Raw genomic sequence first — 12,161 nt, 5'->3', positions numbered from 1 at the left:
TTGAGACTTTTTTTGTTATACTAAAAAGTATCACTATATATATCATGAAGATTAAATGAATTTCATCCAACGAATACTAATTGCCTTGATGTGCGCCATTCCCATTTTAAATGCACAGGTTAATACCCTAAATACTCCATTGAAAGTTGGAGTTGACGGATTTCTGCCCCCTTTTGCCATGCAAGGAACAAACAACGAAAGTTATGGATTTGATATAGATATGATGACCAGTCTATGTAAAATAATGAACCGTACTTGTGATTTTCGCACAATGCAATTCTCGGAATTATTATCAGCAGTTGAAAATAGAAACATCGATGCTGCTGTAAGTTACATTACAATTACACCTGAACGCTCTAAACGAGTTAGTTTCAGTAATCCCTATTTATTAAGCTATTCGCGTTTTTTAACTAAATACCCGGCTAAGGGAGTAAAACCCACTTTTAGTTTGGAATTATTAAAAAATAAAAAAATCGGTGTAGCTACAGGCACTATTTTTGAAGAGCAGATTAATGCAATGGGAATTAAAAATCCTATCATTAAAGAATACCAATCTGATGAGCTTTTGGTGGAAAGCCTGGGCCAGGATAAAGTGGATTTTGTTTTGGTTGATAATCCAACAGCAATCTATTGGGAAGCCAATTCCTCAGGTAAATTCTATGCAATAGGTCCCTCCTTTCTTTATGGTAACGGAGTAGGGATTGCAGTTAATTCCGGAGCTCGTGAATTGTTAAATGCAATAAATAATGCATTGCTTCAGTATCAAAAAAGCCCTGCTTATAAACGAAACTACGATAAATATATTCTGCAATTTTAACGGGAATCGTTTTTACAAAAAATTAGTGTAGTCAAAATTCCTGGTGGTTTATAAGTGGTTTCGTATCCTGTCAGAATCGCCGGGTAAGTGTCTGCCACTGAGCCCGGACTAATCCGAGCCGCGCGCGTCAGCAAGCGGAATTATCTCGAGATGCTTATGTGGTGCATGGAACCTGCCGCACTTTAAGTAAGATTAATTCAGCCAATGATGGCATTTCAAATTTTTTAGTCACCCTATCGTAAATATACTGATAAACGTTAACTTTCAGTTTTCTGGCCGTCTGTACAATCGTGGCAAACGTATCCTTTGATTTGGTGCCATTTTGGGAGACCGTTTGGAGATTGATGTCGCGTATCCTTGCTTGAAACCGTGTCCCTAATTCAGAGGCATTGTTGTGCAATGGCAGAAATGGATGGTCTAACACCAATAATAACGCTTGTTTTTTAGCACGTGTCTTTGCAATGCGTTGATCTAAAACATCATAGCCTGTCGTGGTTGCGAACAAAGTATCAAATTGCATTGATAGTTGTTGGGCCATTGATTGAGATGGAGCCGTCTTGTAAGTCAATAATGCATGGTAGAAATCCCATAATTGCTCAAGAAATACAGCCAATATATTCTGATTCATATCTGAGAATGGAGTGAGTTTTTTATAATGACGACCTTCATGGATCCAGCACAGCGCATGATGTAGGGCCAATTTATTAAACTGAGGCGCATCATCTGTCATTAAATAATGGATGAAGTATTTCGAGTGCTGATAATAGGCAAGAGCTGCTGACTCAAGAATTATGCGTCGATTCGTGCTGTGTTTTTTTGGATTTGGAAAAAGTGTTCCCATCAAACTATCGATTGATTCACGTGTGAGGGGTTGTGCATGCAGCATTGGTTTAATTTGATCCAACCATTTTTTTGCGAGACCAAACTCATCCATTAACTCATAAGCCTCCTGATTAAACATAAACTTTAATTGGTCTCGACACAGCAACTCCAATAAGGTCAAGCGATCTTTTTTACGACGAGTGAAGTATGCTGTAAAAAAGTCATTACATAAAACATGGGTGTAGTGATTTTTGCCGTTAACACGACTGCCTGTGTCATCCATCTGCTGGTACAAGCCTGCGTTGCTACCGGCATCGACAATATCTTCTTTTTCCTGATGAAAAATATCATTGCCTTCTGTCAGCATGGAAGCAATTTTACCATGTGATATTTGAATACCACATGTTTTTAAAAAGCGCTCAATGGCGCTCTCCGTCATCCCTGCATCACGGTATAATGTGATGACCAGCGCTTTAACCCCAGGACCAAATTCACTGCCCTTATATTCGCCAGGAATCGGCGCAATAAAGGTTTTTTTCAAAGATGGTGAGTAATACGTTTCCAGCTTGAATTCAACATTATCCGTGATGATTTTTAGATCCTGGATGATTCGAATCTCAAAACCCTTGAACTTGGCGTCATCTGGCAGCGTTGCTTTGTCCAGAGCAATCGTAACACGTCTATCAATACGTACGTTTTTTTTGTCTTTGCCTGTGTTTTTATTGTTCCCTTTACCACGTTTATTGCGATCTCCTTCAGATGAATGATTGGAATTGCCTGTATTATCGCCATTGCTACCTTTGGATTGACCGCGAATATTAGGTTTGCCCTGTTCACCCTTAAGGCGGTTTATCTCATCACGTAATACTTGGTTTTCCTCTCTGAGCAAAGCATTTTCTTCGGCAAGCATTTCGACCAAATTAACCAATACCTTAATGATAGTCACGGCCTTTTTGTCGGCAAGACTATCGATATCTTTTGTTAACTCATCTAAAACTTGTTTGATTTCTTGGCGTTTCATCATCTACCACTGCGTTACTAATGCTGATACGGCAATCATAACATGACTTTTTTTGAACGCATTTTTCGAGTTTTAACGCCACTAAGGGCTAAGAAAAAATCTGACCTCAGGAGGGAGATGTTTTATTAGTGAAAGGGGCTACATTGTGATCTTGGGGATCTTAGGGCATGCATATTGCATGACTTACGTTTGATATGGAAAAACATCAGTTTTACAGAAAAACCGTGTCAATAGGTATTTTGAATATTTTTAAAGAATTCCGCTTGCTGACGCGCGCGGCTCGGATTAATCCGGACTCAGTGGCAGACACTTACCCGGCGATTCTGACAGGATACGTGGTTTCTTTATAAAAATAAAAAAAATATTTGCAAAAGCACAGGGCTTACGATAGTATTCTTGCCTGTCGGAGAGGTGGCAGAGCGGTCGAATGCGGCGGTCTTGAAAACCGTTGAAGGGCAACCTTCCCAGGGTTCGAATCCCTGCCTCTCCGCCAACTGTGAATATAAGCAACGTGCAAAATTCTTCAAGCGTATCATCATCTAATTATTATAAATCAAATAAATTTGGGTCTTTCCCAATTACGGGGGCACTCATCAGTTAATCCGCAATACATGATATCTTGCCTCTCTAATGCTGTTCAAAATAATCCGAGGGAACTCCATAAATAGAACAAGCTAAAGCTTTATCAGACTTCCTCTCCCAATCAGGTTTATTCAATACTCCCATCGCGTCCTGATAACCAGTCTTCATTCGGTAATTAACAGCTGAGTGAGCAAAATTATAGTCTTTAAATGAATGAGCAAACGAAGTGCCACGATAAATAATATGAACGACGCTGAAATGTTTGCTGTGTCCTAACTCAAGAATTTTTTGCACTTTGGGATCTGCCTTGGCTTCAGGCGTTAATTTTTCGCCAAGATATTGAATGGCTGCTTGTAAATTCTGACGGCTGGTATAAACGTTTGTCAATCGACGAGAATGACTGGCGTATCGGATATCTTTCTGTCTTTCTTCCAACTCATCCATGGTTTTGGGTAGCTTGCCCATAAGACTGAAACAATCCACAACAAAACATAAAGTATCCTGTTCGGGTAAAGCATCCAGCACGGTAACTAAAGGGGTGTTGGCATAAATACCGCCATCCCAATAATAATCATCGCCAATTTTAACTGCAGGAAAGCCCGGAGGTAAAGCACCACTTGCCATTACGTGATCTGGCGTCAACGTTATCTTTTGGTTATTAAAAAAATCCATTTCACCAGAAACAACATTTACGGCCCCAAGACATAACGTAACTTTTTTATCATTAATGCGATCAAAATCGATTAAATTTTCAAGTGTTCCACGCAGACAATTGGTATCGTAATAACTTAATTTATCAGGTGTATCGTGGGAAAGAGGAGTAGGCGGAAGCGATCTGCGCTTAAAAAACCCTTCCAGACCATATGTCAGGGCGTGTAAAGATCCCCAATGATTGTGTATATGACGTGCAAAATCAGGCACATCATCCTCGATAAAGGGATCGCTCCACAGTTTGGGAATAATGGTTTCCCAAAATGTCATTAATTTTTCGATTTGTGTATTTCTTGGATTCCCGGCAATAATGGCGCTATTGATAGCCCCAATTGAAACGCCAGCGAGATAATTTGGTTGATAGCCTTTTTCATGAATTGCCCGAAAAGCGCCAACTTGATAAGCACCCAATGCCCCTCCTCCCTGAAATACACAAGCAATTCGCTCATAGGATTGTTTGGCATTGCTGTTTTTTTGTGGCTTATTAATCCGGCATAGCGGAGTTCTGTGGTGAGCGCAAATTTTTTCTTTATTTTTTCCTGGCATATTAATGACTCCAACATTCTTGTTTCGTAAAGTATATTATATCTTATCTTATAATCTCGACTTTAGCCAATTATGCAGCCAAAGCCAGTTGATAAATCAATAAGTTAGCAGTTTTTTCGGTTATTTTTAAAGAATCCGTATTATTTTCGTAATTTTTAGACATTGAAAAATACATCTTCACCCAGATTGATCTTCTTATGGCTGTAATAATGTCGACTAAGGTGAGCTCGCCCTTTTTGTCATACCATGATGTAGTTTCTTGCACTAACAATTTTTTAGTTTCATGCATTTTAATGGCAACCAGTACCAATATCGAAAGTAGTCCCATAAGCAGAGGGGTAGTTCTTGCAATAGCCTTATCTGACCACTGACGCTGTGTTTCAATGCCTAAGTGGGCACGGGTTTCTTCAAAGGTAACTTCAATGTTCCAGCGTAAAACAAACCACTCAATAATTTGTGTCGGTGAATTTTCCGTATTGGTGCTGAAAAATGTCTCCGCCTCATTCTTACCATCGGGTGTTTTAACAAGCACTATGCGTAGCCTTATTGGTGGAACGCCTGCATGATACCATAGGCATTCAAAGGTTAAGCACTCAATAGTTTTTTGTTCACCACCATACCACTTTACCTGAAGTGTATCCCATGTCTTAGTATCTACTAGTAATTCCTTGAGCCGGATACGCTGTCCTTTAATTTGATTTCTTCCACGCTTTCCCGCTGGCTTGACCTCAGGAAATTCAAATAACTGCGCATCCATTCGTACTCTGGATATGAGTGTTGCACCATTTTTTATACAGACTTTTGCAAGGGCCATACAAGCATAGGCGCCATCACCAACCAAAATCCAAGGGGTACGGTGCAACCATCGGCTGACACAACGCACCATTTGTATGGTCCAGTCTATCGATGTTTTGTGTCTTTTTCCTGAGGCCTCATCTGACTTTTTTGATGGTGAAAGGATAACCATAAAAGGCAAAGCCCATGGTCTTTTACACCAAGGAAGCGGTACTATCAAGGTCATGCATTCCCATTTCAAACCAAAACAAATAACCACCCGTGATTGGCTGGACGCAACAGCATCACGGTATGCTCCTTTGGCTTTGATGTTCTTTCCGCGTCGGCGCTCCAGTGTTTCATCAACAGCAACAATCTTGGGCCATGATTCAGGAAGCAGTGTGATTAAAAGACCAAATAAAATTTTGCTGGCAGTTAAACCACTCCATTGTGTACGACTCAATACACGATGATATTTTGAGAAATTTTTAACCTCGCTTAAGCCCATAACACGTAAAATACTCGTAATACGCCTTGCCCCTCGACAAAGGATGGCACCAATGAAAAGCGTATTGATATTGTTCCAGGTAGGACGTGTAAATAAAGGTGCAAAAGCAGCTAAAACGGATATAATCTCGGGTGTCATTGTTGAGCAACTCCTTGTACCTTATTGTTTTTGCGAACATCAAGATACTCGCTTTATCCGCTTTAGCAATTTTTTTAAATAGGAGTCATCCCGCTCTTGGCCTCACACCACGAACATACAGAACAAAAATCAACATGAAACGATGGAGTATTGCCGACATGGTGAATATTGGCCGCAAGTTGTTCGCCAAAATTCACAAACAAAAACATCATGCAAACCCTAATCACGACGTGCATTTCATGGCACGAGAAATAGATGATTGGCTGGTGCGGGGTGTTGAATCCATGGTGAATGGCAGCTATACACCGCGCCATCTTAAGCGCCATTATTTTCCAGATGAAATGGTTGATCAGCTGCATTTATCGGACAGGATTTTCCAAAATATTTTGCTCAAACAAATAAAACCTACCTTCCCTTACGTGATGAACCCCAATTGCTACCATCTTCATGGACCAAGTGGTGTACGGCTTGCCACGCGGCGTATCCGGCAAGTGCTTTTGGAAAAAAAACCACAATACATCATCCGCGCTGACATCAAATCGTTTTACAAGTCCATCCCGCATCACCAATTGATTCAAGATATCAAAAAGCACTATAACGATCTCAATGTCCAATCCATGCTAGAACAAATTATTATCAATCCCATTGAAACCCCTCGCGGATATAAAAATCCCGATCAGGGAATTGCGCTACGTGGGCCGCTGTCTCAGTTTTTTAGTGGCATTTATTTAAAGCCATTGGATGATGCCTTCAATTCGATGGATGTAACCTATATCCGGTATCAGGATGACATTCTTATTCTGTGCCAAACCAGCCGTCAGCTTAACCGTTGCAAACAGCGCATGATGGAGGTGTTGCATGAAAGACGGCTCAGTTTATCGCGCAAAAAGACACGCATAGGCAACATTGAGAAAGGATTCCACTTTCTCGGAATACACTATCCTGGGACGCAAACCCAGGATAACACCCATGTGATACAGGCAAATGATAGAGCAGTTATCCCGGCGGGTACTGCGCAAAATCTAACCTCATTGTGGGGGGGGGTACAGAGATTGCAATTAATCATCAAACGCCTGGGCTTGACACTATTGTCCCGCACGCAAGGACGTTACGAAAAGCACGAGAGCAGATTAATCTTATGGTCAAAGATGGGGTGTCTCCCAAAAAGATCAGAAGGTACCTACATCTCTGGGTCATGTGGTGGGTAAGAACAACAGAAAGTTGGCAGTACCAGGAGCTACTTGAATGGTTTTTAAATGTGTGCTGGGATTTTAGCCCGGCGGCCTATGCCGCCGGTCTGCTCACGCACGCCATTAAAAAATACGGTTATCAATCTCAAGCCCAGGTTTTGTCGGCTCCAGGTTTTTACGCGACTGCGTGAGATCTAATGTTCTTACTTCATCAAGGCGGATTATAGCCGCCAAATCATCCGGCGCCGCCGAAAGCGTCCAACCCCCACGGCCCCGCCGCGCCCACCCCACGCCCCGCCCTAATTAATGCAAAATCAACCGCAAGCCCGGAAGAATCAGAAATAACCAAGGGGAACCACGATTCGCCTTTGTTTGTATTATAATTGTGGAACGCTAACTTACGGGGTAATTTGTCCTCATTAAACTGAGGTGTTGGGTCAAACGAGCGGTCTTTACGGCAATATTCATTAGCCACATGGACTGGAACATCGCGCTGCTCTTTTCCAACCTCCATCCATGCCGCCTTCATGGCGTCACAATTCTGGGAGCTCTCCCAGTTATCATAACCATCAATATAATTGTTCAGTGCTGTTTTGAGTGGGGTTAAGTCAAAATGCTTTGAATTCTTAACCTCGACCCCATGTTGCTTATAGGTTAACCCATTGCTCTCTATCGCTTCGCAGCGCTTTAGCATCGCCGCTTTTGTATTCTCGTCCATATGCGATTCAAGCATCCGGCACATATGCTTGTCCTTTGCCCAATAAGCGTATTCATACGCTGAAATATTGGTAAAGGTTCGACCTGAATAGTCGGTCACTGTGCCTCGTTCAAGTAATAACTCCTGGAGCTGGTGGGGATTTTTTTTCCTTATTGTAAATATTTTTTCTGCATGGTCTTGCTTTCCATGAGCCACAAACTCCAGGAATTTGGATAAAATGGCAGGGGGTTGAAATAAGGTTCGGGTATGTTTATCTAATATAGCATTCGTTTTGGCTTTTATCGAAGGTAGGTGACCCGAAATTTCCTTTCCTATCTCTGAAGGTAAATCGTAGATTGATTTTTTCATACCCATTCTCTCTTAATAATAATTCACATATTATAACCAGTATCACAAAAAAAGTACATAGTGAATTTATATTTATCATTTCGAATTCCATGCTATGGTTGAGGCGAGGTGAGTAGAATTGGGTTCGATATATTGCTTGAGGTTTTAAATTATCTCATAGCAGGTTTTGGAAAATGGCCAAAGTCCAGATTGAGACTTTCTTGCGAACGCGAGTCTTTATGCGGAAGAAACGGGGATAACCCATTTTCCTGATTATGTTTCGCTTGCTGTATCAAGGCCTCTTTTGCAAATGGATGGAGTGGCGTTTTATTACTGTCGTGGCCATTATTAACAGCATCTACCGCTTTGATATGTGGTCCACCTAACCGTTCCAAGATAGTTTTTAAGTCTGCTCGTTCCGAACAGTTATAGCCAGAGTGACCTGGGTACTCAATGCCGCTTTGCTTCTCAACGCGCGCAACCTCATGAGCACTGATAAAATTGTTCTTAATGGCTTTTATAACCGCACCAATTGTTACTTCTTGTACATTCTTCATAATTAATCCTATTTAAATTAAATGGTTTACAATTACATAATACGTTCACTTTATTAACAGAATATTAACGGATATCCTATTTTCTGATTCTTTACATTTAAGAGGGTTTTCTTTCATGAATGGAACATTGGCTCAACTCTAATGAGATGGGATGGGATGGGTCGATGGATTAAAAAATGAACACCGGTTAAATATAAATGACATACCTTTGAATGGGCGATCCCCCCGCCCTAAAAAGCCTGATGCCTCAATGAAAGGTGTTGCCGAAGGACAAAGAAGTACTGAGTCGTTGTCTCAAAATAGGTGTTGCTTTTGAGAGATTTTATTGCAGTTAAAAAATAATTGTTATTGAGCCTGGTGGGTATGTGGGCGAGAAGCCTGTGAGTGTGGTCAATAGCTATGGATAACATCTTTTCGTTATCCATAGCTATTGACCACACGTCCCGCAGGACGCAGGCTGGTCCGAAGGATTCGTCCATCATATCCACAGGCTTTAGTTCCATCAGTGCTCAATTGTTTTATTAAATGGCCTTTCTCTGTTTTGTATTTTGAACAGTCACTTGCTTAAATAGTAATTTTAGCTTCTTTTGGATGTTTTTTTGTAAATCGAATGGGTCAAGTGTAATAAATTTATCCTGAAGCGTTTTTTTCTGCTCTAAATTAAGGCAATTTGATGCCATTAATCGTTGATAAGGAGTGTGTGCTTTATCTTACTTTTTCTTAATCCTTGATTCAATGCGTACTTTATCAACGGGTTTAATAAATGAGGCAACGATGCAATTTACATACTTATTTAGATGGTACTTGGGCAACAGGTAATTTGAGGCAATTCGCTGCGGATACACCATTTGCTAATCCCCTGTATATGGTATATTATATATTCATAAATAGTATAAATAAGGACCATAATGAGGTTAGCCTCGATTTGGAGAGCATTGCATGACGAGGAATTAAGTTCAGACAATGCTGCACAAGGTTCTTCTGTAAGCCCTGAGTCCACCTACAGTACACAAGGAAAAATGCTAAAAGCACTTGGACGTGAAAAGGAAGCTGGACTTTGCGGCCCGCTTGCCAATCTTTATGCCAGAAATCAAATTACTGGAACCAATGAAACCGACGTACTATCCAAAAAAAATACAGAGGTCTATGCTGCAGCAGTGGCAGAGGAACATCTTCAGCACGCTTTACGTCAACAAGGTCAGGATGGCAAACATTCTGCTTTTGTGGTTACAAAGACCCCGCATGAAGTTCAGACCTTCGCTGCAGAAGCAGTCAAAGATTTAAATGTGGATTCGGTGCTTCCAACGCCTGGACATACTATCATTACTTTTCCAGTAGAAGATCCATGGGAAAAGAGTGATACCTATCATCAGGTTTACTTGGGCAAATTAAATGATAAAGAATGCTTAATTTTTGATGCCGAACGAGAAGGGGGTAGCAAGAAAGATAATTGCCAAGCGTTATTTAGTGAGATTGTCAATGCAATGTCAACTCGACCCGATAGCAGTCGTCCTCGAAAGGTAGCCACTATCGCGACAACCTCTTTCTTTGCACCTAAAAGTGCCGATGAACATGCACCTTCGCACTCTCCCGGTAACACCTATTCATAACCCCGTACCGAAAAAAATTACATTATCATAAACGCATGGTGTCCTTCAATGCTTTGAAGTTGGCACCCTCCCTGAACGTTTTACTTCCTCGCTGGCTTTAATAAGAAAGTACGCCCTCGTCATTTCGCCAATGGCAACGAAAACGTTTAACCCGAAAACCAATCTACTTATATCAGCTTAAAAGATAAAGATACCTCGATAATAGAGCTCTTGCATAACCCCATGATTTGATTAGGCTTCTAAGTTTTTGGCAAGGGCGTTGATGAAGTTTGAACAAATCAAAGATGAATCCCAATAGGGATTTCGTAGGCTCAAAGGTATTAAACGTACAACGTTTGATGTGATGGCAAGAATCTTGAGTGAGGCTGATACTTTATTAAAATCGAAGGGGGGTAAGCCAAATAAATTAGCCATTGAAGATGGGCTGCTGATGGCGCTGGAGTATATGCGCGAATATAGAACATATTTTCATATTTCGCGTAGTTATGGGATCAGTGAAAGTGCTTGTTATCGGAATATCCGCTGGGTTGAAGATACGCTTATTAACTCATGTTACGCACATGGACTTGCAGATTGAACAAAAAGCATTAGAATTCCGCCCTTAATTTTAGGGAGGGATTCAATGGATATGCTTGATCTCTATAGTGATTATTTAATTTTCCAAAATAAATATGCGACAGCTACAGGGTTGTCTGATTTGGTTGATGGAGCATTTGCTCATGACAAAGTAACCCGATTTCTTCGTCTTGAGGACTTTGGTTCAAAATCACTTTGGTGCTATGTAAAAAAGCCAGTTAGGTCGCAAGAAACAGTTGGTGGAGTATTGATTCTTGATGACTCCATTGAGGAAAAACCTTACACCGATGAGAATGAAGTGAATTGCTGGCATTATTCTCATGCGAAAGGGACTGTACTCAAAGGGATAAACATCTTGTCGTGCATGGTTCGCTACGCTGACTTCAGCCTACCCATAGGATATGAGGTGATTAAAAAAGATATCGCTTATTGTGATATTAAAACCAGACAAACCAGAAGAAAATCATCAGTGACCAAGAATCAATTATTTCAAAACCTGATTGCCCAGGCCATAATCAACAAGGTGATGTTTGATTATGTTCTGGCGGACAACTGGTTTGGCTCGAAGGCCAATATGGTTCACATCCATAAAGGCCTTCAAAAATCGTTTATCATTGGGATTAAGTCTAAACGCACGTTAGCTTTATCTGAAAACGATGCCAAAAACGGACGGTACCAACAAGTAAGAGCATTAGATGTTGAAGAGGATGCAGCCCAAACAGTCTGGCTTAAAGGCCTAGACTTCCCAGTGAGGCTCCTGAAAAAAATATTCAAAAACGAAAACGGTTCAACAGGAATTCTCTATCTTGTTTCTAATGACATGCTAAGTAGTGCCGAACGTCTTTATGAAGTGTACCAGAAACGGTGGCGGATTGAAGAGTACAACTAATCAATTAAGCAAAACGCAAGCTTAACCAAGTCTCCCACTAGAACCGTCAAAACACAGTGTAATCATATTTATGCTTCTATTATTGCCTATTGCAAGCTGGAAATGTTAAAGATAAAAACTCAATTAAATCACTTTGCCATTAAGTACAAACTAATTGTTAGGGCTAACCAGATTGCATGGCAGGAGCTTAAATTTGAACATATCGTTTTGTGAAAAGCTCAGAAGACGGGATGCTAACTCTACTTGGTAGTTTTATAAATTCTGTCTTTCCTGTTATCAATATGTTGTTCATCATTTATCAGTCTCAAAAATTATATTATTTCCATTCAATATTCTTCTTACAGAGGTTCGACCTATCCCAAGTCGTCTAGCTAT

General features: G+C 40.7%; 9 protein-coding genes, 1 tRNA gene and 2 pseudogenes. 7 read left to right on the top strand and 5 right to left on the bottom strand.

Annotation, left to right across the window (positions count from 1 at the left end):
* Positions 1-55 precede the first annotated feature (55 nt).
* Positions 56-817, top strand: a complete 762-nt coding sequence (locus HRS36_RS07425; protein ID WP_173236808.1) for a transporter substrate-binding domain-containing protein — start codon at positions 56-58, stop codon at positions 815-817.
* A gap of 154 nt (positions 818-971) precedes the next feature.
* Here the strand turns inward: HRS36_RS07425 and HRS36_RS07420 are convergent, their stop codons facing one another.
* Positions 972-2,663 (bottom strand): IS66 family transposase, encoded by a 1,692-nt coding sequence (locus HRS36_RS07420; protein WP_173235423.1) that lies wholly within the window; start codon positions 2,661-2,663, stop codon positions 972-974.
* Positions 2,664-3,065: 402 nt separating this feature from the next.
* Here HRS36_RS07420 and HRS36_RS07415 point away from each other — a divergent pair.
* Positions 3,066-3,153 (top strand) — tRNA-Ser (locus tag HRS36_RS07415).
* Positions 3,154-3,287: 134 nt separating this feature from the next.
* On the opposite strand, the gene HRS36_RS07410 is transcribed toward HRS36_RS07415, so the two are convergent.
* Positions 3,288-4,364, bottom strand: a complete 1,077-nt coding sequence (locus tag HRS36_RS07410; RefSeq protein ID WP_267313942.1) for a patatin-like phospholipase family protein — start codon at positions 4,362-4,364, stop codon at positions 3,288-3,290.
* A 205-nt stretch (positions 4,365-4,569) separates the two neighbouring features.
* Positions 4,570-5,919, bottom strand: a complete 1,350-nt coding sequence (locus HRS36_RS07405; protein ID WP_173235460.1) for an IS701 family transposase — start codon at positions 5,917-5,919, stop codon at positions 4,570-4,572.
* A gap of 134 nt (positions 5,920-6,053) precedes the next feature.
* Here HRS36_RS07405 and HRS36_RS07400 point away from each other — a divergent pair, with 134 nt between their 5' ends.
* Together HRS36_RS07400 and HRS36_RS07395 are read left to right on the top strand one after the other, a co-directional pair.
* Positions 6,054-7,127 carry a reverse transcriptase/maturase family protein gene (locus HRS36_RS07400; RefSeq protein ID WP_173235461.1) on the top strand — a complete coding sequence of 358 codons (1,074 nt, stop codon included), beginning with the start codon at positions 6,054-6,056 and terminating at the stop codon, positions 7,125-7,127.
* Entirely contained in the window at positions 7,115-7,300 is a 186-nt protein-coding gene (locus HRS36_RS07395; protein WP_173235382.1) for a hypothetical protein, read from the top strand. Before HRS36_RS07400 ends, HRS36_RS07395 begins: the two co-directional genes overlap by 13 nt.
* 44 nt (positions 7,301-7,344) lie before the next feature.
* Here HRS36_RS07395 and HRS36_RS07390 read toward each other — a convergent pair whose 3' ends face one another.
* Together HRS36_RS07390 and HRS36_RS07385 are read right to left on the bottom strand one after the other, a co-directional pair.
* Complete coding sequence (locus HRS36_RS07390; RefSeq protein ID WP_173235463.1) at positions 7,345-8,175, bottom strand: hypothetical protein; 831 nt, start codon at positions 8,173-8,175, stop codon at positions 7,345-7,347.
* 149 nt (positions 8,176-8,324) lie between these two features.
* Positions 8,325-8,711, bottom strand: coding sequence for a hypothetical protein (locus HRS36_RS07385; protein ID WP_173236806.1), 387 nt, complete (start codon positions 8,709-8,711; stop codon positions 8,325-8,327).
* Positions 8,712-9,619: 908 nt separating this feature from the next.
* Between HRS36_RS07385 and HRS36_RS07380 the strand changes: the two genes are divergently transcribed.
* The 3 genes and pseudogenes from HRS36_RS07380 to HRS36_RS07370 all read left to right on the top strand — a co-directional run bounded on the left by HRS36_RS07380 (position 9,620) and on the right by HRS36_RS07370 (position 11,999).
* Positions 9,620-10,321 (top strand): hypothetical protein, encoded by a 702-nt coding sequence (locus HRS36_RS07380; RefSeq protein ID WP_173236805.1) that lies wholly within the window; start codon positions 9,620-9,622, stop codon positions 10,319-10,321.
* 319 nt (positions 10,322-10,640) lie between these two features.
* Positions 10,641-10,865, top strand: a pseudogene (locus HRS36_RS07375) (helix-turn-helix domain-containing protein); the annotation flags it as partial.
* 78 nt (positions 10,866-10,943) lie between these two features.
* Positions 10,944-11,999, top strand: a pseudogene (locus HRS36_RS07370) (IS701 family transposase).
* Positions 12,000-12,161: the final 162 nt, after the last annotated feature.

The sequence above is a fragment of the Legionella antarctica genome (genome assembly GCF_011764505.1).
Lineage (GTDB): Bacteria > Pseudomonadota > Gammaproteobacteria > Legionellales > Legionellaceae > Legionella > Legionella antarctica.
The sequence above is the reverse complement of the archived record's forward strand: the minus strand, read 5'-3'. Positions and strand labels throughout refer to the sequence as shown.